We start from the raw sequence: 19,923 nt of genomic DNA, 5'->3' as shown, positions 1-19,923 counted from the left end.
AGTCCCAGGCATAACGTACCTCTCCACAGCTTGTGGTCGGCCGCGAGTGCGGCGAGAGCCACGAAGTAGACTGTCGGGCGTGATCGATCCCCTGCTCCTGCGCGAGAACCCCGACGTCGTCCGCGACTCGCAGAGGGCGCGTGGCTCCTCTCTCGCCCTGGTCGATGCGGCCATCGCCGCCGACACCGAGCGACGCGCCGCCATCGGCGAGTTCGAGCGGCTGCGAGCCGAGCAGAACGCCTTCGGCAAGCAGGTGGCGTCGGCCCCCAAAGACGAGAAGAAGGCCCTCGTCGCCCAGGCCCAACAGCTGGCCGCCCAGGTGAAGACCGCCAACCAGAGGGTGACGGATGCGGAGGGCGCGTTCACCGAGACCGCCCGCCAGATTCAGAACATCGTCATCGAGGGCGTGCCCGAGGGCGGAGAAGAGAACTTCGTCACGCTCCGCGAGGTGGGCGAGATGCCCACCTTCGATTTCGAGCCGCGCGACCACGTCGAGCTCGGCGAGTCGCTCAAGCTGTTCGACCTGGCGCGCGGCGCGAAGGTGTCGGGTGCCCGCTTCTACTTCCTCACCGGGGTCGGTGCGCGCCTCGAGCTCGCCCTCATGAACCTCGCGCTCGACCGCGCCCTGGCCGCCGGCTTCACCCCGCTCATCACGCCCACGCTGGTGCGCCCCGAGACCATGGACGGCACGGGCTTCCTCGGCGAGCACGCCGACGAGGTGTACTACCTCGAGGCCGACGAGCTGTTCCTCACCGGCACGAGCGAGGTGGCGCTCGCCGGGTTCCACATGGGCGAGATCCTCGACCTGTCCACCGGGCCCAAGCGCTACGCCGGCTGGTCGACCTGCTACCGCCGCGAGGCCGGGTCGCACGGCAAAGACACCCGCGGCATCCTGCGCGTGCACCAGTTCAACAAGCTCGAGATGTTCAGCTACGTGCTGCCCGAGAACGCCGAGGCCGAGCACGAGGCGCTGCTCGGCTACCAGGAGGGCATGCTCAGCGACCTGGGCCTGCGCTACCGGGTCATCGACGTGGCGGCCGGCGACCTCGGGTCGAGTGCCGCGCGCAAGTTCGACACCGAGGCCTGGGTTCCCACGCAGGAGACCTACCGCGAGCTCACCTCCACCTCGAACTGCACCACCTACCAGGCGCGCCGGCTCGACACCCGCTACCGCACCGAGTCGGGCAAGACGGCTCCCGTCGCCACGCTCAACGGCACGCTGGCCACCACGCGCTGGATCGTCGCCCTGCTCGAGACCCACCAGCAGGCCGACGGCACCGTGGTGGTGCCCGAGGTGCTGAGGCCCTACCTCGGCGGGCTCGAGCTGATCGAGGCCCCGTGAGCGTCGAGGCGCCCGGCTGGCTGGTGGCGCTCGACATCGACGGCACGGTGCTGCACGAAGACGGCACGCTGAGCGACATCGTCGGCGCCGAGGTGCGCCGCGTCGTCGCCGACGGCAACGAGGTCATGCTCGCCACCGGGCGCTCGGTGGGCTCCACCCTGCCCGTGCTCGACCGTCTCGGCATCACACCGCGCTATGTCGTGTGCGCGAACGGTGCGGTCACGCTCATCCGCGACCCCGAGGCGCCGCTCGGTTACCGCTCGTTCCACATCGAGACGTTCGATCCGGGCCCCGTGCTCACGCGCATCCGTTCACACCTCACCGAGGCGCTGTTCGCTGTGGAGGACTCGAACGGGCAGTTCCTGCACACCGAGGCCTTTCCCGAGACGGTGCTCGGCGAGGGCAACACCCTGGTGAGCTTCGACGAGCTGCAGCAGGTGGAGGCGACCCGCGTGGTGGTCATCTCGCCCGGCCACGACATGGAGGACTTCCTCGCCGTGGTGGAGCGCATGGGCCTGCACCGCGTGAGCTACTCCATCGGCTGGACCGCCTGGCTCGACATCGCCCCCGACGGCGTGAACAAGGCCACCGGGCTCGAGCGGGTGCGCGATATCCTCGGCGTTCCGCGCTCCAGGGTGATGGCGGTGGGCGACGGCCGCAACGACATCGACATGTTCCGCTGGGCGGGCGCCCAGGGCCGCGCCGTCGCGATGGCGCAGTCGCCCGACGACGTGCTCGCGGTCGCCACCGAGGTCACCGCCTCCATCGACGACGACGGCGTGGCCCAGGTGCTCGCCACCCTCTGAGCGGCTGCGCGCATCCGGTCGCGACGCGCATCCTTCGCTCAGGCGAACACTCCACCGCCCACGTTGCCCACGTACTGCACGTCGAGCCCCGGCGGCGCCGAGCTCACGTCGTAGGTGCTGCCCTGGGCGAAGTCGCCGGTGATCGAGAAGTCTCCGAGATCGCCGGTCTCGCTCGGGGTGAGCGCGGCGCCGTTGGAGATGGTGACGACGTTGTCGGTGACCGTCACCAGCCACAGGTCGGGGGAGTCCACGGTGAACTCCACCCCCTCAGGAAGCACGAACGTGATGGTCACCTCACCCGGCGCATAGTCACCGCTGGCACCGAACCCGTTGTAGTTCGACCCGCTCAAGAAGATGCCGGCACCGCCGAACGCGTTCCCGGTCACATACAACACACCGCCGGTCGTGCTCGCCGCCGCGGCCGGCGCTCCGACCGCCACCGCGATCACCGGCAGCGCCCACGCTCCCGCCGTCACCACCGTGCGGCGGCTCACTCCGCCCTGTCGCCCGTCGTCTTCGGTCATGCGCCTCTCCGTCCCCACGGATACTCGTGCCGCTCAGAGTAGGCCACCCCCGCGCGCAGCGGAACCCCGGCGAACGTATCTACGCGCTCCCGTAGCCCGCAACGCTGGCGAAGGCGAGCGCGACGCCCAGGAGGAACAGGAGGCTGCCCAGGATCAGCCCGCTCAAGGCGCGACTGTTCTTGTAGCCGGCCTCGCGTGACTTGACCAGGGCGATGATGCACAACACGATGCCGACAGGGCTGACCAAGAAGACGAAGATCACTCCCATGGTGCTCAGCGTCTTGCCCGGATACTTCTCCCCGGGTGCTGCGTACTTCATCTCCCGCGATGTGGCCGACGCCATGATTGCCCCTGACACCCCTACGGCCCACGGTGGCCGATCAGGTGAATCGTAACCGCCCGGCGGCGGACCGTCTCGCACCTCGACGCTGCTCGGCCATGCCGAGTCGCGAGAGGGATCAGCAATGTGCCCTAAAGTTAGGCGCAAGGAGGGCTGTCCGAGCGGCCGATGGAGCCAGTCTTGAAAACTGGTGGGCAGAAATGTCTCGTGGGTTCGAATCCCACGCCCTCCGCCATACTGCGCACCACCACGGTTCTCGTCCGTCCCGACCGAGCTCGCCTTAATTCCTGAGAAAAACACGACAAGATACACACCGCGTGCTATTCTTGTCGTGAACAACGGCAGGCAGGATCTGTTCGTTATTAGTGTGAAAGCCCCACATCAGGTGGGGCTTTCGCTGTTTCAAAGGGGAAGCAGAGTGCCGCAGAGACTGATTGCTGCGATGAACGACGCCCGCCTGGCGACTTACGCTGGGGAATGGGCCCGGGCCGCGAACACCACGCCAGCTGATGTCAGCAGACCTGCGCTAGCGGCGCTCTACGCGTGGCAGGTGTCGCTCAGCTCCGCTTGGTACGAGGTCTTGGCTTACACGGAAGCGATCGTCCGTCATGCGGTGGATCGCACGCTGCGCGACTGGCCCGACACATCCCCGACACAAGGCTCCCGTGGTGCTGGACGATCGTGTCGCGCAGCTCGAATTCGGAAGCCTCGTCTATCTGTTCCTGTCGATCCGCCCACCCAACGCAGCCGGCGCGGGTCTGGTCGGAGTGGACGAGAGAATCTCTGGACCCACGGACTGAGTGCCGCCTTTCCCGGGCTGACCCCCGACTTGACCAAGAGCTGGCAGTCTCATCTCCCGGCGGGCCTCCCCGCCGGTGTCGAAGACGGATATGCGGTCGGGCTTGCGCTCGAGCGGCTGCGACGACTCCGCAATCGGGTCGGCCACCACGAGCAGACCTTCCGGGTCCAACACGCCAGGCGGCTCAAAGACACCACCCTGCTGTTGCGCAGCATCAACCCCGGGGCTGCTCTCGCCTTGAAGGACCTCGATCGTGTGCGGAGGGTTCTCGCGCTTCGACCTCAACCCTGAGCGACGCCTGGCCGGTAGGCCGGTAGGCCGGTAGGCCGGTAGGCCGGTAGGCCGGTGCGCTCGGGTGCGGCTCCGGGTCGCGGAGAATAGGACGTATGGCTTCTCGTTCTGACTCGGCGGCGCAGGTCGCGTCGCTTCCGCCCGCCGATCTCGTCATCACGGGGGCGACAGTGCTCGTGCATGACGACGCGGGGGCGGTGTCGTTCGAGACCGACCGGGTGATCGTCGTCCGCGACGGCGCGATCGACGCGGTGCTGGACGCGCGCGAGACGCGCGACGCCGCGGGTGCACCGGTCACTCCCCCGGCGCGGGAGACGATCGACGCCACCGGCCTCGTGGCGATGCCCGGCTTCATCAACTGCCACACGCACACGCCCATGGTGATGTTCCGGGGCGCCGCCGAAGACATCGAGCCCGAGCGCTGGTTCAACGAGTTCATCTGGCCGATGGAGGTGAACCTCACCGCCGACGACGTGGAACTCGCGGCCCGCCTCGCCGCGGCCGAGATGATCCGCAGCGGTGTCACGACCTTCGCCGACCACTACTTCAGCATGGACCGCATCGCCCGGGTCACCGACGAGACCGGCCTCCGCGGCGTGCTCGGCTCGACCTACTTCTCCTCCGACGGCCAGGCCGGGCTGGAGCGCTCGCTCGAGTTCGCCACGAGCTGGAACGGCGCCGCCGGCGGCCGCATCACGACCGCGCTCGCCCCGCACGCTCCCTACACCGTCACCGACGACGACCTCGAGCGCACCGCCCGCGCGGCCCAGGAGCACGACCTGCTCGTGCACATCCACGCCTCCGAGGGCCGCTCGCAGACCGTCCACAGCCGCGAGCGCCATGGCGCCACCCCCATCGGCGTGCTGCACCGCACCGGCCTGCTCGACGGCAAGACCCTCATCGCCCACGGCATCGGCATCGTGCCGGAGGACATCCCGCTACTCGCACCGGCGGCCGCCGAGGGCCGGGTCGGCATCGGCAGTGGGCCGAAGGGCTACCTCAAGAACGGACTTGAGACCACGCCGGTGCGCCTGCTGCGCTCGGGCGGGGTGCCGGTGGGGCTCGCCACCGACGGCGCCGCCTCGAACAACACCCTCGACGTGTGGGAGTCGATGACCTACATGGCCTTCGTGCAGAAGGCCACCGAGAACGACAACTCCTGGCTGACCTCGCGCGAGCTGCTGCAGCACGCCACGACCCAGAGCGCCCAAGCGGTGCAGCTCGGCTCCTCGGTGGGGCGCATCGCCCCGGGCTACCGCGCCGACCTCGTGCTCGTCGACCTCTCCGAGCCGCGCACGCGACCGGTGCACGACCTCGCGAACACCCTTGTCTACAGCGCCCGCTCGAACGACATCGACACCACCATCGTCGACGGCCGCGTGCTCATGCGCGGCAAGCAGCTGCTCACGGTCGACGTGCCCGCGGTCGTGGCAGAGCTGCAGCCGCGCCTGGCGCGACTGACCGACCGCAGCCACGGCGGGTCGATCCAGAACTACGACGCCTGAGCGGGCGAGCCCGCAACGAGCCGGTCAGAGACCCCGGATGAAGTCGGCGAGCACCGCGAGCGACCCCTCGACGGTCGCGCCCAGGATGGCCTGGCCCTTCTCGGCCGACGCCGTCGCCGGGTCGCCGAACACCCCCGACGCCGAGAACCCGTGCAGCTGCATCGGCCGCACCCCGAAGTCGCTCGGGAACTCGGGATACTCCGCCACGAACCGCTCCCGGCGCACCAGCTCCGGCTCGAGTGCCAGCATGATCGAGGTCTCCACCTCTTCGGCGTGGTTGAGCCCGGGGGCCGCCGGAACGCTCTCTCTCACCAGCTCGATCGCCTCGGCCATGCCTGGGTAGTCGAGCGCGATCGCCGGCAGCACGCCCTCGTCGTTCAGGATGCGCACGGCCGACGCGAGAGGCAGCCGGTTGCCCCAGTCGCCGTTCACGATGACGAGACCGCGGGCGCCCGAACCCACCAGAGCCCGGCCCAGGTCGACCGCGATGGCGGTGACGGTGGCGGGCGAGAGACCCACGGTGCCGGGGTAGCCGGCGTTGTTCCAGGTGTCGCCGTAGTGCACAGGCGGCAGCAGCACGCCGTCGAGCCGCTCCGCCAGCCGCCGCGCGACAGCGGAGGCCGTGGCGGTGTCGGTGCCGAGCGGGAGGTGCGGGCCGTGCTGCTCGAGGGCGCCGAAGGGGAGGAAGGCGAGACCGGCTGCCGCGGTCGCGCCGGCGAAGTGCGCTTCCAGGTCGGTCCACGCCGCGCGGTACGCCTCGATCATGCGCTCTGCTCCTGCGGGGTGATGACGGGTGAGGGGAGGGTCGACCCACCCGGCACGAGCTGTGGCGCCAGGCTCACCCGCCGCGCGATCCTGTCGTCGCTCCCGCGAGCGGCGGCGTCGACGAGCAGCCGCACCGCCTCCCGGCCCATCTCGGGCCACGGATGCCGAAGCGTGGTGATGGAGTGGTCTTCACGACCGGGGGAGAGGTCGAGCATGCTCGCGACCTGCACCGATCCCGGCACCGCGACCCCGCGCATCCGGAGCACCGCGAGCACACCCGACGCCACGTCGTCGTTGGCGCAGACGATCGCTCGGGGGAGGGCGCCCTCGTCGAGCAGCCGCTCGGCCGCGCGGATGCCGCCCTCGAGCACCGCGGGGGTGAACGGCGCCGCCGCCAGCGAGACCCCCAGGGGTGCCCCCGCCGACCCGAGCGCCTGCAGTCGGCGTGCGTCAGCGGGCACCGACTCGTCGAAGCCGACGGCCCGGATGCTCGTGGCACCGCGATCGGCGAGGTGCGTGACGAGCAGGGCCGTCGCGCGGTCTTCGTCGAGCCCCACCGAGTCCGACCGGTCGGTGTCGACGAAGCGGCCCACCTGCACGACCGGCACCGAGGCCGCCGCCTGAATCGACTCGCGGCTGACCTCGAGCGAGGGCGGGCACACGATGATGCCGTCGACCCTCCGGTCGAGCAGCGAGACGATGTTGTCGGCGTCGTGCAGGGCGTCGGGTTCGGAGTAGCGGAGCACGAGCGAGAGTTCGTGGCGTTCGAGCTCGGTGCTGACCGACTCGATGAGCGCGGAGAGGAAGCTGGTGGCGTAGCGGGGCAGCACGAGACCGACGGTCTCGGTGCGCTGCAGCCGCAGCGAGCTCGCCACGGTGTTGCGCCGGTAGCCGAGCGAGCGGCTCGCATCGCGCACCTTACGCTGGAGGTCGTCGCTCACCGGACGGGCACCCGTGAGCACCCGCGACGCCGTGGCCACGCTCACTCCGGCGCGCTCGGCGACGTCGGCCAGGGTCGGTTGCTCGTGCGGATCCACACCCACACACTAGGGCACCCGGGGCAAGTGACTGGTAATCGTTTGCCTGCTTTTGCCGAGCTTAAACACGCCGGAAACATCCGAGAAATCAGGCTGCAACGGCCAGCACGAACACTGAGTGGGTTCCATCAGCGCACTAAGCTACGTTTCGTCTTGCAAACGATTACCAAGGAGACCCATGTCATTCACCCGAAAGATGGCAGCCCTCGGCGGCACCGTCCTCGCCGCATCCCTCGTGCTCACCGGTTGTTCAGGCACCACGGCCAGCACCTCGTCGACCGCCTCGTCGGACGGCCCCACCATCGCCATGCTCTACGGCACCACGGGTGACTTCTCGTTCATGGACAGCGCCTACGAGGGCTTCACCGCCGCTCAGGCCGAGTTCGACTTCACCCCGCTCGACCTCTCCAGCCCCAACACCGACGACTACCAGGACCGCCTCGACCTCGCGCTCTCGCAGAACGCCGGCCTCGCGATCGGCATCGGCTTCCAGTGGGCGACCCCGATGGAGCAGACCACCGACCACCCCGACACCGCCTTCGTGGCCGTCGACATCGACAAGGGCACCGTCATCCCCGACGTGACCACCATCTCGTTCGCGGCCGAGCAGTCGTCGTACCTCGTGGGCGTCGCGGCGGCGCTGGCCTCCACCACCGGCCACGTCGGCTTCATCGGCGGTGTCGACCAGCCGAGCATCCAGAACTTCTTCGTGGGCTACGAGGCCGGCGCGAAGTCGGTCGACCCCGACATCGTGGTCGACTCCACCTACCTCGCCCCGCTCGGCGACTTCACCGGCTTCTCCGACCCCACCAAGGGCAAGGAGGCCGCCGCCTCGATGTACGCCGGCGGCGCCGACGTCATCTACGCCGCCGCCGGCGGTTCGGGCCAGGGCGTGTACGAGCAGGCCGCGGCCAGCTCGACGGATGCGCAGAAGAACTGGGCCATCGGGGTCGACGGCGACGTCTACAGCCAGGTCGACGACTCGATCAAGCCGTTCATCCTCACCTCGGCCATCAAGAACGTGAACGTGGCGGTCGAGGACTCCATCGCGGCCTACCTCGACGGCACTCTCGAGCCCGGCGAGCAGGCCTTCGACCTCTCCAACGACGGTGTCGGCTACGCCACCAGCGGCGGGTTCCTCGACGCCTACGCCGACCAGCTCGAGCAGGCCAAGCAGGACATCATCGACGGCACCGTCACCGTGCCGTCGGCCGTCTAGCGGACAGCACCGGGAGCATCCGGATGGAGCAGGACGTGCTGGTGCGCCTCACAGGCATCGTGAAGAGGTTCGGCGCCTTCGTCGCCAACGACCGCATCGACCTCACCGTGAAGGCGGGGACGGTGCACGCGATCGTCGGCGAGAACGGCGCGGGCAAGTCGACTCTCATGAAGATCCTGGCGGGCGAGGAGCATCCCGACGAGGGCACGATCGAGATCGCGGGCACCCCGCGCTCGTTCCGCTCGCCGCGGGATGCCCAGCAGGCCGGGATCGGCATCGTGCACCAGCACTTCCTGCTCGCCGACGCCCTCCGGGTGTGGGAGAACGTCGTCCTCGCCGACGAGCCGGGCTCCGCGTTCAGGCTCGACAGCAAGGCGGCCCGGTCGCGGGTCGCCTCGCTGGCCGAGCAGAACGACTTCCTGGTCGACGTGAACGCGGTGGTGCGCGACCTGGGGGTGGGCGGCCGTCAGCGGGTCGAGATCCTCAAGGTGCTCTACCGCGACGCGCGCATCATCATCCTCGACGAGCCGACCGCCGTGCTCGTGCCGAGCGAGGCGCAGTCGCTGTTCGCCGCCATGCGCCGCTTCACCGAGGCGGGCGCCGCGGTCATCTTCATCTCGCACAAGCTCGACGAGGTGCTCGACTTCGCCGACGAGATCACGGTCATCAGGGCCGGTGCGGTCGTGGGCCGCACCACCCCCGCCGACTCGTCGGCCTCCGACCTCGCAGCCCTCATGGTGAAGGTGGCGATGCCCACGGTGGCCCCGCGCGAGGTGCCTGTAGGCGACGACGTGGTGCTCGAGGCGAAGGGCGTCACCGTCGGCGAGGCCGGCGAGGTGCCGGCGCTCGACGACGTGAGCCTCGCCGTGCACAGCGGCGAGATCGTCGGGATCGCCGGTGTCGAGGGCAACGGCCAATCGGAGCTGCTGATGGCCCTGCTCGGCCGGGCCAGGCACACCGGCACCATCGCCATGGGCGGTCGCGACATCAGCGCGCTGCCCACCGAGACCCGGCGGGCCCGGGGGATGGCCTACATCCCCGAAGACCGGCACCGCGACGGCGTGGTGCTCTCGATGGCGCTCCGCGAGAACGCGGCGCTCGGCTACCACGCGAGACCGCCCGTGAAGCGGGGCCCGTGGTTCAGCCGCAGCGGCGCCGCGGGTGTGGCGCGCTCCATCATCTCCCGCTTCGACGTGCGCGGCGGCGACGTGTCGACTCCGGCCTCCGCGCTCTCGGGCGGCAACCAGCAGAAGTTCATCGTGGGCCGCGAGCTCGGTTCCGACCCGCGCGTGCTCATCGCCGCGCATCCCACCCGAGGCGTCGACATCGGCGCCCAGTCGGCCGTCTGGAGCGAGCTCACCGCCGCGCGCGACAAGGGCCTCGGCACCCTGCTCGTTTCGGCCGACCTCGACGAGCTGCTCGCCCTCTCCGACCGCCTGCTGGTGTTCTACCGCGGGCGCATCGTGGCCGAGCTCGACCCGCGCGCGGTCGACGCCCAGGAGCTCGGGGAGTACATGACGGGTGTGCGCACCCGCACGGGAGGAGTCGCATGATCCGGCGCATCGCCGTCACCCTCGCCGGGCCCGTGGTCTCGGTCCTGCTGGCTCTCCTGGTGACCACCCTCTTCCTCACCTTCAGCGGCTACTCCGCGGCCTCGGCCTACGAGGTGATGTGGAACTACGGCATCGAGCCGGCCTCCCTCGTCTCGGCGCTCAACAACGCGGTGCCGCTCTACCTCGCCGGCGTCGCCGCCGCCTTCGCCCTCCGCATGGGGCTGTTCAACATCGGCGTCGACGGGCAGTACCGCGTCGCCGCGCTCGCGGGCGCCGTCGTGGCGGCGAACCTGCCACTTCCGCTCTACCTGCGCCTGCCGATCACACTGCTCGTGTGCTGCCTGGTGGGTGCGCTCTGGGCGCTCGTGCCCGCGCTGCTCAAGGTGTACCGGGGTGTGAGCGAGGTCATCACCTCCATCCTCATGAACGCCATCGCCACCACCGTGGTGGCCATCCTGCTCGCCGACGTCTTTCGCGACGGGGGCGGCCAGAACACCGGCACCGCGATCATCGGCGCCGACGGCGCGATGCCGGTGCTGATCGACCTGGGCATCGGCAACCGCACCTCCATCTCGGGCTTCCTGGTGCTCGCGATCGTCGTGGGCGTACTGTTCTATCTCCTCCAGTACCGCACGGTGTTCGGTTTCACCCTGCAGGTGGCGGCCCGCTCGCCCGAGGCGGCGGAGTCGGCCGGCATCGGCGTGAACCGCCGCATCATCTGGGCGATGCTCGGCTCGGGCGCGATCGCGGGCCTGGTGGGGCTGCCGCACGTGCTCGGCACGGCGTTCCGCTTCGACGGCACCCTCCCCACCGACCTCATGTTCACCGGTCTCGCCGCGGCGCTGCTCGGCCGCTCGCATCCGATCGGCATCGCCGTGGGCGCGTTCATCCTCGCCTTCGTCGAGCGCAGCTCGCAGGTGCTCGGGCTGGTGAAGCTCCCCACCGAGGTGGGCTCGGTGTTCATGGCGGTCATCCTGCTGAGCTCGGCCATCGGCTACTGGCTCACCGAGCGGGCCGACCAGCGCATCGCCCTCTGGAACGCCCTCCGGCGGCGCCGGCGAACGGATGCGGCCACGACCGGATTGGAGACGGCACGATGACCGGCACCCTCGACACGGCGAGCCCCTCCGCCCCTGCTGCGGCGCCCCGCTCGCTCACGCCGAGCCGTCAGCGGATGCGCGCCGCGCTGCGCTGGGGACTGCTCGGCCTCGGGCTCATCATCGTGGCGCAGTACGTGGCAGACGCCCCCGGCATCGCCGCCTCGTCGACCTGGGGTTCGGCGCTGCGGCTCACCGTCCCCATCGCGGTCGTCGCCATCGGCGGCCTCTACTCGGAGCGCGCGGGCATCATCAACGTGGGGCTCGAGGGCATGATGATCGGCGGCACCTGGGTGGCCGGCCTGTTCGGCTGGTGGTGGGGGCCCTGGGCGGCCCTCGGCGGCGGCATCGTGGGCGGGCTGATCTTCGGGCTGCTGATGGCGGTGCTCTGCATCGAGATGGGGCTCAACCAGCTCGTGGTGGGTGTGGCCATCAATGTGATCGCGGCCGCGCTCGCGCGGTTCATGGCCGACATCGTGTTCAACGGCGTCGACGGGGGCACGATCGCGCGTTCGCCGCGCATCGACGGCTCGTTGCCGAACCTCAGCGTGCCCTTCCTCTCGGGCGGCCTCGGCACCCCCGATCTCACCCGCACCATGGAGGCGTCGGGCATCCCGGTGGTCAGCCAGATCGGCGGCATCGTGGGCGGACTCACCCACGACGTGTCGCTGGCGGCGATCATCGGCCTGCTCCTCATCCCGGCCACCGCCTACGTGCTCTGGCGCACCCGCTTCGGTCTGCGCTGGCGGGCGGCGGGCGAGCAGCCGGCCGCCCTGCAGGCGCTCGGCGGCAAGGTTCACCGCACCCGCTACATCGCCCTGCTCGTGGGCAGCGGGCTCGCCGGCTTCGCGGGCGGCTACCTCGCGCTCATCTCGCAGGCCTACGTCGAGAACCAGACGGCGGGTCGTGGCTTCATCGGCCTCGCGACGCTCATCTTCGGCAACTGGATGCCCTCGGGCGTGTTCCTCGGCTCGTCGCTGTTCGGCTTCAGCGACGCCGTCGGGCTCGGCCGGCCCGAGACCTTCCGGGCGCTGCTGTTCATCCTCGCGGTGATCTTCATCGTGCTGGGTCTGCTGCGCGTCTACCGCGGCGCCCGCAAGGCCGGCATCGCGCCGCTCGCCCTCGGGGTCGTGCTGCTCGTGGTGTTCCTGTTCGTGCCGCTGCCGAGCGCCCTGGCCACGGCCGCCCCCTACCTCGTCACCCTCGCGGTGCTCGTGGTGGCGGGCACCACCATGCGCCCACCGGCGGCGCTCGGGCAGCTGTTCCCCCGCAAGAACTCGCGCGGCTGAGCCCGGGTCCGACCCTCCGACCCGCCGATCCCCCGATCCACCGAAAGAGCACCATCATGCACCGCATCACCGCACACCTCTGGAACGGCGAGCGCGACCTCGGCCCCTCGACGCTGACGTGGGCGACCGACGAGACCGACGGGGTCATCACCGGGATCGCACCCGCGGACGGGACGAGCGCTGCGGACACCGCGGGCGCGAGCGCCGCCGCCTCGCCGTTCAGCGTCATCCCGGGCCTCATCGACACCCACGTGCACCTCATGGGCTACGCCGGCCGCGGGCGCGTCGACTTCCTCAGCTGGCCGCTGGTCACCCGGCCCGAGGAGCAGACCCTGCACGGCCTCGCGAACGCGCGCACGGCGCTCGTGAACGGCGTCACCACGGTGCGCGACCTCGCCGCCGACGACACCCAGTTCTCGCTGCGCCGCGCCATCGACGACGGCGTGGTGGAGGGCCCGCGCACCCTGGCGCACGGCATGGTGAGCATGACCGCCGGCCACGGCGACCTGTTCACCCCGCCGGCCTTCCCGCTGCGCAAGCTCCTCGCCGACGGCCCCGACGAATGCCGCAAGCTGGTGCGGCACTGGGCCAGAGCGGGGGCCGACGGCGTGAAGATCGCCACGAGCGGCGGCGTGCTCTCGGTGGGCGACAAGAGCGCTTGGCGCAACTACACCGCCGCTGAGATCGAGACGATCGTCGACGAGGCGCACGCACTGGGGATGCGCGTGGCGGCCCACGCGCACACGACCGCCGGCATCGAGGTGGCGATCGCGCACGGCGTCGACTCCATCGAGCACGCCACGCAGCTCACGCTCGAGCAGGCCGAGCGCATCGCCGCGGCGGGCATCACCGTGGCGCCCACCCTGCTCATCAACGACCGCATCGCGGCCGGCGAGGCGGGGGTGACGCCGGAGCAGGCCGGGCAGGCCGCCGAGCTGATCGCGGCGCGCGACGCGCTCTTCGCCGCGGCGGCGGCCGCGGGAGTCGACTTCGTGCTGGGCACCGACGCCAACGGCCACCACGTGCGCTTCGGCGACCAGATGGAGGAGGTGCGGCACATGGCCGCCGTGTTCGGCTGGACCGCCGAACGCGCCCTCCAGGCGGCCACCACTCGGGCCGCGAGCGCGATCGGGCGGGAGTCGAGCATCGGCCGTCTCGACACCGGGCACCTCGCCGACTTCGTGGTGCTGCGGGGCCGGCCGTGGGAGCGCCTCGACGACCTCGACACGGCGAACATCGTCGCCGTGGTCTCGCGCGGGCGCGTGGTGGCGGGGTCGCTGCCCGCCTGAGGCGGGAGCGCGATCGCGCGTGCGTGGCGGCTTCAGGCCTCCGGCGCAGGCCGCAGCCGGGCGTGCACGTAGCGGGTGGCGATCGGCTGCACCCGCGAGACGAGGTCGGTGAAGCGCTGCTGCGCCGTGTCGCCCGGCCAGTCCTCGCCGAGCAGGTCGCGGGGCAGACCCGGGTCGGAGTAAGCGACCGTGCGCCACTCGTGCAGTACCGACAGCAGGTCGCGCAGCGCCTCCCGCCCGGACCGCTCCGACCTCTCCTCGGGCTCCGCCCACAGCGGCACGAGCGGATCGGTCGCCGCGAGGAAACCGCGATACCGGTCACCGAGGTCGGCGAGATCCCATCCCCTGGCCACCAGGCGGGCGAGGTCGTCGCTCTCGTAGCGGCCGGTGAACAGGTCGACGAACTCGTCGACCTCGAGCTCGTGCACGATGCGGCGGGCTTCCCCGAGCATCCCGGCCGGTGCGATCAGCAGACCGGGCCCGGCGTGCCCGAACCCCGCCGACACCAGCCGCGACTTGAGGGCGTGGCGTTTGGAGCGCGAGTGCTCCGGCACCGAGAACGCCACGATCACCCAGCCGGCGCTGAGGTCGGTGAGGGTGCGGGAGTGGTAGATGAACGCGTCACCCTGCTCGAGCAGCTCGAGCGCGGTCGGGGTGAGCGAGTAGCCCGAGGCGCCCTCGCGGCGGCTCTGCTCGAGCCAGCCGCGGGTCTTGAGGCGCGACACCGCCATGCGCACCGACGAGTCGTCGATGCCCACCTCGCCGAGCAGCGCCACCACCGGGGCGACGGCGAACCAGTCGCCCTCCTCGCGCACGAACGCCCCGAGGAACTCCACGAGGAGGTCGCGGGCGCCGATACCCCTGGCCGGTGCTTCCTGGTTCATCGCGCTCCACACTACCGAGTCCGCAGACCCGGCTCAGTGCCCGCCGTCGAGCACGACCACGCGGTTCCCGACCGCCCCGATCCCCGCGATCTCCACCCGCACGGTCTCGCCGTGGGCGAGGTGGCGGGGCGTCGGCATGGCGTGACCGACCCCGCCCGGGGTGCCGGTGGCGATCACGTCGCCCGGCTGGAGGGTGACGATCGACGAGATGTAGGAGACCAGCTCGGCCGGCCCGAACACGAGGTCGTCGGTGGCGGCGTGCTGCACCGTCTCGCCGTCGATGCTCGTGGTGAGCGCGGCGCCGGGCGTGAACTCGTCGGCGGTGACGAGCACCGGGCCGAACGGGCAGCTGCCCTCGAGAGTCTTGCCCTGCAGCCACTGCGTGGTGCGGTACTGGCGGTCGCGCATGGTCACGTCGTTGAGCACGCTGTACCCGGCGATGGCGGAGGCCGCAGTGGCCGGGTCGACGTCGCGGACGGCCCGGCCCACGACCACCGCGAGTTCACCCTCCCAGTCCAGCGCCTCTGCGGAGTGCGCCGGCACGCGGATGTCGTCCCCCGCCCCGATCAGGGCCTCGGCGAACTTGGCGAACAGGGTGGGGTAGGCGGGCAGCTCCCGCCCCATCTCGAGGATGTGGTCGCGGTAGTTGAGCCCCACGCACACGATCTTGGAGGGCCGCGGCACGACCGGGGCCCACGCCGTGGTGCCGAGCGAGTCGAGCGGGATGCGCGGGCCGTCGGCCGCGAGGGCGCGCTCGCGCCAGTCGGGGCCGGCCGCGAGCAGGGCGCCGACGTCGGCGACGCCCTCGATCGCGACGGCCGAGCTGTGCTCCGGGTCGACGCGCACCGCCAGGGTGCCGCCGTCGATCCTCAGGGTCGCGAGCCTCACGCGGCCGCCTCGTCGGCCCCGTCGCCCGAGCCCTCGACGCCCTCGACGACCTGGCGCGCATCCTCGGGCAGGATGGCGACCCCCGCGATCTCGATCATCGCCTCCGGCTGCCACAGCCGGGTGATGCCGATGCCCGCCATGGCGGGGAAGTGCGCACCGGCGAGCTCGCGCCACACCTGCCCGATGCGGCGGCCGTTGGCCTGGTAGTCGTCGACGTCGGTGAGGTAGATCGTCACCTCCACGAGGTCGTCCGGCGCCCCGCCGGCGGCGCGGAGCGCGGTGAGCAGGTTGCCGAACGCCTGGGCGAACTGCTCGACGATGCCGCCCGGCACGATCGAGCCCGAGGCGTCCATGGCGGTCTGCCCGGCGAGGTGCACGTGCCGGCCGGCCACCACGGCGTGGGCGAACCCCGAGGGCTTGACGAGTTCGGCGGGGTTGACGAGTCGGTGGGTCATAGAGGACTCCGTTCGGTTGCGAGTGAAAGGCGGATGCCGCGTCAGCGGGCGGGCTCGACGCGCGTGGCCGGGCGCCAGCGGGTGTGCTCCGCGCCGGCGGCGTCGGAGGAGGAGTCGCCTGCGGAGGCGCGCACGAGCTCGAGCCTCGGCCGCACCGCCTCCGTGCGCCCGGTCGGCGGCTTGCGGCGCCCGGCCCGGAACGGCAGCGGCCACTCGGCTCCCGGCCCGCGGTACTCCTGGTCGGCGGCGGCGTGCAGCGTCCACTGCGGGTCGTAGAGGTGCGGCCGGCCGAGCGCGCAGAGGTCGGCGCGCCCCGCCAGGATGAGCGAGTTCACGTCGTCGAACGACGAGATCGCGCCCACGGTGATGACGGGCACACCCGCGGCGGCCGCCACCTCGTTGCGGATGCGGTCGGCGAACGGCGCCTGGTAGCTGCGCCCGTACGCGGGCCGCTCCTCCTTGGCCACCTGGCCCGAGGAGACGTGGATGGCGTCGGCCCCGTGCTCGACGAAGGCGCGCGCGATGGCCACCGCGTCGTCGATCTCGTTGCCGCCCTCCACCCAGTCGACGGCGGAGAGCCGCACGGTGACGGGGCGGTCGGCGGGGAACGCGGCGCGCACGGCGTCGAACACCTCGAGCGGAAAGCGCAGCCGGTTCTCGAGCGTGCCGCCGTACTCGTCGGTGCGGTGGTTCGACACCGGCGAGAGGAACGACGAGAGCAGGTAGCCGTGCGCGGCGTGCAGCTCGAGCAGGTCGAAGCCGGCCTCACCCGCGCGGCGGGCGGCGGCCACGAACTGCTCGCGCACCTCGTCCATCTCGGCGCGCGAGATCTCGCGCGGCGGGCGGCCGCCGGATGCGTAGGGCACCGCAGACGGGCCCACGGGCTCCCAGCCGCCCTCGTCGAGCGGCTCGTCGATGCCCTCCCACATGAGCCGGGTGGAGCCCTTGCGGCCCGAGTGGCCGAGCTGCACCCCGATGCGGGCCGAGGACCGCTCGTGCACGAAGTCGACCACGCGCGTGTAGGCGTCGCGCTGCGCATCCGTGTACAGCCCCGTGCATCCGAGCGTGATGCGGCCCTCGGCACTCACGCACACCATCTCGGTCATGACGAGACCGGCGCCGCCCAGCGCCTTCGAGCCCAGGTGCACGAGGTGGAAGTCGTTGGCGAGGCCCTCGACCGCCGAGTACTGGTCCATGGGGGCAAGCACCACGCGGTTCGGCAGCTCGAGGCCGCCGATCGACACCGGCTGGAACATCGGCGGGGCGCTCGGATCGGCCTGGCCCCGCCCGAAGTGGGAGGTGACCCGCGCGGCGAACTCGGGGTCGCGCAGCTTGAGGTTCTCGAGCGTGATGCGGCGGCTGCGGGTCAGCAGGTTGAAGCAGAACTGCTCCGGCTCCTGGTCGGCGTAGACGCCGATGTTCTCGAACCACTCCAGGCTCGCCTGGGCCGCGCGCTGGATCGACGCCACGACCGGTCGCCGTTCGGCGTCGTAGGAGTCGAGCGCGGCGTCGAGGGTGTCGTTCTCGTGGATGCTCGCGGCGAGGGCGAGCGCGTCCTCCAGCGCCAGCTTGGTGCCCGAGCCGATCGAAAAGTGGGCGGTGTGCGCGGCGTCGCCGAGCAGCACGATGTTGCCGTGCCGCCAGCTCGCGTTCCGCACCGTGGTGAAGGTGATCCACTTCGAGTTGTTGCTGAGCAGGCGGGCTCCGCCCAGCTCCTCGGCGAACAGCTCGTGGATGAGGGCGATGGAGCCCTCGTCGCTCACCCCGGGCACCGCGGGGGTCTGCGCGGCCGACGCCGCGAATCCGGCCCGCTCCCACACGTCGGGGTGCATCTCGACGATGAAGGTGCTCTCCGTGTCGGAGTACGGGTAGGCGTGCACCTGCATCACACCGTAGGGGGTCTGCTTCACGATGAAACGGAACGCCTCGTAGGGCTCGTCGACCGCGAGCCAGATGTACTTCGACTTGCGCACGTCGAGGTCCGGGCGGAAGGTGTCGGCGAAGCGGGTGCGCACCGCCGAGTTGAGCCCGTCGGCGGCGATGGCGAGGTCGAAGTCGCGGCTGAGCTCCTCCACGTCGGGGGCCACGGTGGAGAAGCGCACGTCGACGCCGAGCTCGACCGCCCTGGCCTGCAGCAGGCCGAGCAGGTCGCGCCGGCTCATGGCCGCGAAGCCCTGGCCGCCCACCGTGTGGGTCTCGCCGCGGTAGTCGATGTCGATGTCGTTCCACTGCGCCATCGAGCGCTCCATCTCGCCGAGGAACACGGGGTCGGAGCCCCGGATGCCCTGCAGCGTCTCGTCGCTGAACACCACGCCGAAGCCGAAGGTGTCGTCGGCGGCGTTGCGCTCCCAGACGGTGATGCGGTGCTCGGGATCGAGCTGCTTCATCAGACAGGCGAAGTAGAGGCCTCCGGGGCCTCCGCCGATCACGGCCACCTTCATGAGCGTTCGTTCCTTTCCGGCCCGCGGTCGCGGATCATTCCCTGCTGGGCGACGGAGGCGAGCAGCCTCCCGTCTCGGCTGTGCATGGTGCCGCGCACGAGCGCGCGCCCGTGGCCGTACGACTCGACCGTCTGCGTGTAGAGCACCCAGTCGTCGAACGGCACCCGCTCGTGCAGCCAGAACGAGTGGTCGAGGCTGGCGGTGGTGAGACCCGGGTCGGTCCAGGCGCGACCCTGGCCGCGCAGCACGGGTTCGAGGATGGAGTAGTCGCACACGTGCACGAGGGCGAGGTCGTGCACGATCTGGTCGGCGGGGAGTGGCGCGAACGGCCGCACCCAGACGTGGTCGACGGTGGGGGCGCCCGTGGGGGTGCCTGTCGGCGTCTCCACCGAGGCGTGGGCAGGATGCGCGGGCGAGGCGTAGAGCGCCCCCTCGACGTGCCGCAGGTCGAAGCTGCGCCCACCCTCGCCCGTCGCCGACCAGTACGCGGCCGCGGCGGCCGGGATGCGCCCGGGGTTCGCACGGTCGAGCGCCTCGACCGCCTCGGCCGCCGACGGCAGATCCTCCGACTGTGCCACCTCGGGCAGTGGCACGGCGACGGTGGCGGACTCCTCGCCCACGTGGAAGGAGAGCACGCTCGACACCACCACGGCTCCGTGCTGGTATCCCTTCACCTCGCGCGAGGAGTACGAGCGGCCGTCGCGCAGCGAGGTGACCCGGTACTCGATCTCCTCGCCCACCGAGGCCGGCGCCACGAACAGCGAGTGCATCGCGTGCAGGCTCCGGTCGTCGCCGACGGTGCGGATGCCCGCGGCCGCAGCCTGCGCCAGCACGTCGCCGCCGTACGACTTCGGCCACGGCACGTGCTGGGTGCGCGCGCTGAACACGGCGGTGCTGCTGGTCTCAGCCGTGCCGGGGAGCTCGGTCAGCTCGATGGCCGAGAGAAAGGGGAGAGTGTTCATCAGGCGCGCCGGTACCCCTCGAGGCTCTCGTCGGGCACGTCGTCGAGGTTGACCACGATGTTGTCGGGCGTGCGCGCCGTGAGCCACACGAGCTCGTCGGTGGTCGACATGTTCGCTTCGACGTGCGGCATGAACGGCGGCACGAACACGAAGTCGCCCGCCGTGAGGTCGACGAACCGCGTGAACCCCTCGCCGAAGTAGATGCGGCCGTGGCCGGTGAGCACGTAGCCGCCGGTCTCGGCCTCGCCGTGGTGGTGCGGCAGCGAGCGGAACCCGGGTTCGTTGCTCACTCGCCCGAACCAGATGCGGGTGGCGGGCGTGTGCTGCACGCTCACGCCGGAGACGCGGTGTGCTCCGCCGGACTGTCCGGTGTCGCCGTACTCGTGCCCGGCTCGGGTGACGACGGGCTCGACGTCGAGCCCTCGCTGATCGGTCAT

18 protein-coding genes and 1 tRNA gene are annotated in these 19,923 nt (G+C 71.1%); 9 read left to right on the top strand and 10 right to left on the bottom strand.

Annotated features, from left to right (window positions below; all coding sequences use genetic code 11):
* Positions 1-79: 79 nt before the first annotated feature.
* Together serS and N1031_RS02910 are read left to right on the top strand one after the other, a co-directional pair.
* Positions 80-1,342 (top strand): serine--tRNA ligase, encoded by a 1,263-nt coding sequence (gene serS / locus N1031_RS02915; protein WP_259478093.1) that lies wholly within the window; start codon positions 80-82, stop codon positions 1,340-1,342.
* The gene (locus N1031_RS02910; protein WP_259478092.1) at positions 1,339-2,148 is read left to right on the top strand and encodes an HAD family hydrolase; all 810 of its coding nucleotides are present in this window, start codon (positions 1,339-1,341) and stop codon (positions 2,146-2,148) included. The genes serS and N1031_RS02910 overlap by 4 nt, the downstream gene beginning before the upstream one ends.
* 38 nt (positions 2,149-2,186) lie before the next feature.
* On the opposite strand, the gene N1031_RS02905 is transcribed toward N1031_RS02910, so the two are convergent.
* Together N1031_RS02905 and N1031_RS02900 are read right to left on the bottom strand one after the other, a co-directional pair.
* On the bottom strand, positions 2,187-2,672 hold the full coding sequence (locus tag N1031_RS02905) for a hypothetical protein (protein WP_259478091.1): 486 nt from the start codon (positions 2,670-2,672) through the stop codon (positions 2,187-2,189).
* A gap of 79 nt (positions 2,673-2,751) precedes the next feature.
* The gene (locus N1031_RS02900; RefSeq protein WP_259478090.1) at positions 2,752-3,015 is read right to left on the bottom strand and encodes a hypothetical protein; all 264 of its coding nucleotides are present in this window, start codon (positions 3,013-3,015) and stop codon (positions 2,752-2,754) included.
* Positions 3,016-3,159: 144 nt separating this feature from the next.
* On the opposite strand from N1031_RS02900, the gene N1031_RS02895 reads away from it, so the two are divergent.
* A tRNA-Ser gene (locus tag N1031_RS02895) sits at positions 3,160-3,247 on the top strand.
* Positions 3,248-4,197: 950 nt separating this feature from the next.
* Positions 4,198-5,607 (top strand): amidohydrolase, encoded by a 1,410-nt coding sequence (locus tag N1031_RS02890; RefSeq protein ID WP_259478089.1) that lies wholly within the window; start codon positions 4,198-4,200, stop codon positions 5,605-5,607.
* A gap of 24 nt (positions 5,608-5,631) precedes the next feature.
* Here the strand turns inward: N1031_RS02890 and N1031_RS02885 are convergent, their stop codons facing one another.
* Positions 5,632-6,372, bottom strand: a complete 741-nt coding sequence (locus tag N1031_RS02885; RefSeq protein ID WP_259478088.1) for a creatininase family protein — start codon at positions 6,370-6,372, stop codon at positions 5,632-5,634.
* A complete protein-coding gene (locus tag N1031_RS02880) occupies positions 6,369-7,409 on the bottom strand; it encodes a LacI family DNA-binding transcriptional regulator (protein WP_259478087.1) in 1,041 nt (346 codons plus the stop codon). Before N1031_RS02880 ends, N1031_RS02885 begins: the two co-directional genes overlap by 4 nt.
* Positions 7,410-7,587: 178 nt before the next feature.
* Between N1031_RS02880 and N1031_RS02875 the strand changes: the two genes are divergently transcribed.
* From N1031_RS02875 to N1031_RS02855, 5 genes are read left to right on the top strand one after another with little or no spacing between them, the layout of a single operon-like run.
* Positions 7,588-8,628, top strand: a complete 1,041-nt coding sequence (locus N1031_RS02875; RefSeq protein WP_259478086.1) for a BMP family lipoprotein — start codon at positions 7,588-7,590, stop codon at positions 8,626-8,628.
* A gap of 23 nt (positions 8,629-8,651) precedes the next feature.
* Positions 8,652-10,181, top strand: a complete 1,530-nt coding sequence (locus N1031_RS02870; protein ID WP_259478085.1) for an ABC transporter ATP-binding protein — start codon at positions 8,652-8,654, stop codon at positions 10,179-10,181.
* On the top strand, positions 10,178-11,281 hold the full coding sequence (locus N1031_RS02865; protein WP_259478084.1) for an ABC transporter permease: 1,104 nt from the start codon (positions 10,178-10,180) through the stop codon (positions 11,279-11,281). The genes N1031_RS02870 and N1031_RS02865 overlap by 4 nt, the downstream gene beginning before the upstream one ends.
* Entirely contained in the window at positions 11,278-12,567 is a 1,290-nt protein-coding gene (locus tag N1031_RS02860; protein WP_259478083.1) for an ABC transporter permease, read from the top strand. Before N1031_RS02865 ends, N1031_RS02860 begins: the two co-directional genes overlap by 4 nt.
* 56 nt (positions 12,568-12,623) lie before the next feature.
* Entirely contained in the window at positions 12,624-13,856 is a 1,233-nt protein-coding gene (locus N1031_RS02855) for an amidohydrolase family protein (protein ID WP_259478082.1), read from the top strand.
* A 32-nt stretch (positions 13,857-13,888) separates the two neighbouring features.
* On the opposite strand, the gene N1031_RS02850 is transcribed toward N1031_RS02855, so the two are convergent.
* From N1031_RS02850 to N1031_RS02825, 6 genes are read right to left on the bottom strand one after another with little or no spacing between them, the layout of a single operon-like run.
* Positions 13,889-14,740 (bottom strand): PaaX family transcriptional regulator, encoded by an 852-nt coding sequence (locus tag N1031_RS02850; protein ID WP_259478081.1) that lies wholly within the window; start codon positions 14,738-14,740, stop codon positions 13,889-13,891.
* A gap of 33 nt (positions 14,741-14,773) precedes the next feature.
* Positions 14,774-15,628 carry a fumarylacetoacetate hydrolase family protein gene (locus N1031_RS02845; protein ID WP_259478080.1) on the bottom strand — a complete coding sequence of 285 codons (855 nt, stop codon included), beginning with the start codon at positions 15,626-15,628 and terminating at the stop codon, positions 14,774-14,776.
* Positions 15,625-16,083 (bottom strand): RidA family protein, encoded by a 459-nt coding sequence (locus tag N1031_RS02840; RefSeq protein ID WP_259478079.1) that lies wholly within the window; start codon positions 16,081-16,083, stop codon positions 15,625-15,627. Before N1031_RS02840 ends, N1031_RS02845 begins: the two co-directional genes overlap by 4 nt.
* A gap of 41 nt (positions 16,084-16,124) precedes the next feature.
* Positions 16,125-18,524 carry a bifunctional salicylyl-CoA 5-hydroxylase/oxidoreductase gene (locus N1031_RS02835; RefSeq protein ID WP_259478078.1) on the bottom strand — a complete coding sequence of 800 codons (2,400 nt, stop codon included), beginning with the start codon at positions 18,522-18,524 and terminating at the stop codon, positions 16,125-16,127.
* Positions 18,521-19,486, bottom strand: a complete 966-nt coding sequence (locus N1031_RS02830) for an acyl-CoA thioesterase (RefSeq protein WP_259478077.1) — start codon at positions 19,484-19,486, stop codon at positions 18,521-18,523. Before N1031_RS02830 ends, N1031_RS02835 begins: the two co-directional genes overlap by 4 nt.
* A complete protein-coding gene (locus tag N1031_RS02825) occupies positions 19,486-19,923 on the bottom strand; it encodes a cupin domain-containing protein (protein ID WP_259478076.1) in 438 nt (145 codons plus the stop codon). The genes N1031_RS02830 and N1031_RS02825 overlap by 1 nt, the downstream gene beginning before the upstream one ends.

It is taken from the genome of Herbiconiux moechotypicola (assembly GCF_024979255.1).
In the GTDB taxonomy this organism is placed as follows: domain Bacteria; phylum Actinomycetota; class Actinomycetes; order Actinomycetales; family Microbacteriaceae; genus Herbiconiux; species Herbiconiux moechotypicola.
This window is presented reverse-complemented; position numbering and strand designations above follow the sequence as displayed.

Excerpts from the sequence above, each read along its gene's own strand:
- N1031_RS02905 (WP_259478091.1), bottom strand. The coding sequence starts at position 2,672 with ATGACCGAAGACGACGGGCGACAGGGCGGAGTGAGCCGCCGCACGGTG.
- N1031_RS02885 (WP_259478088.1), bottom strand. The coding sequence starts at position 6,372 with ATGATCGAGGCGTACCGCGCGGCGTGGACCGACCTGGAAGCGCACTTC.
- N1031_RS02825 (WP_259478076.1), bottom strand. The coding sequence starts at position 19,923 with ATGACCGATCAGCGAGGGCTCGACGTCGAGCCCGTCGTCACCCGAGCC.
- N1031_RS02840 (WP_259478079.1), bottom strand. The coding sequence starts at position 16,083 with ATGACCCACCGACTCGTCAACCCCGCCGAACTCGTCAAGCCCTCGGGG.
- N1031_RS02860 (WP_259478083.1), top strand. The coding sequence starts at position 11,278 with ATGACCGGCACCCTCGACACGGCGAGCCCCTCCGCCCCTGCTGCGGCG.
- N1031_RS02900 (WP_259478090.1), bottom strand. The coding sequence starts at position 3,015 with ATGGCGTCGGCCACATCGCGGGAGATGAAGTACGCAGCACCCGGGGAG.
- N1031_RS02865 (WP_259478084.1), top strand. The coding sequence starts at position 10,178 with ATGATCCGGCGCATCGCCGTCACCCTCGCCGGGCCCGTGGTCTCGGTC.
- N1031_RS02830 (WP_259478077.1), bottom strand. The coding sequence starts at position 19,486 with ATGAACACTCTCCCCTTTCTCTCGGCCATCGAGCTGACCGAGCTCCCC.
- N1031_RS02890 (WP_259478089.1), top strand. The coding sequence starts at position 4,198 with ATGGCTTCTCGTTCTGACTCGGCGGCGCAGGTCGCGTCGCTTCCGCCC.
- N1031_RS02855 (WP_259478082.1), top strand. The coding sequence starts at position 12,624 with ATGCACCGCATCACCGCACACCTCTGGAACGGCGAGCGCGACCTCGGC.
- N1031_RS02875 (WP_259478086.1), top strand. The coding sequence starts at position 7,588 with ATGTCATTCACCCGAAAGATGGCAGCCCTCGGCGGCACCGTCCTCGCC.
- N1031_RS02835 (WP_259478078.1), bottom strand. The coding sequence starts at position 18,524 with ATGAAGGTGGCCGTGATCGGCGGAGGCCCCGGAGGCCTCTACTTCGCC.
- N1031_RS02850 (WP_259478081.1), bottom strand. The coding sequence starts at position 14,740 with ATGAACCAGGAAGCACCGGCCAGGGGTATCGGCGCCCGCGACCTCCTC.
- N1031_RS02870 (WP_259478085.1), top strand. The coding sequence starts at position 8,652 with ATGGAGCAGGACGTGCTGGTGCGCCTCACAGGCATCGTGAAGAGGTTC.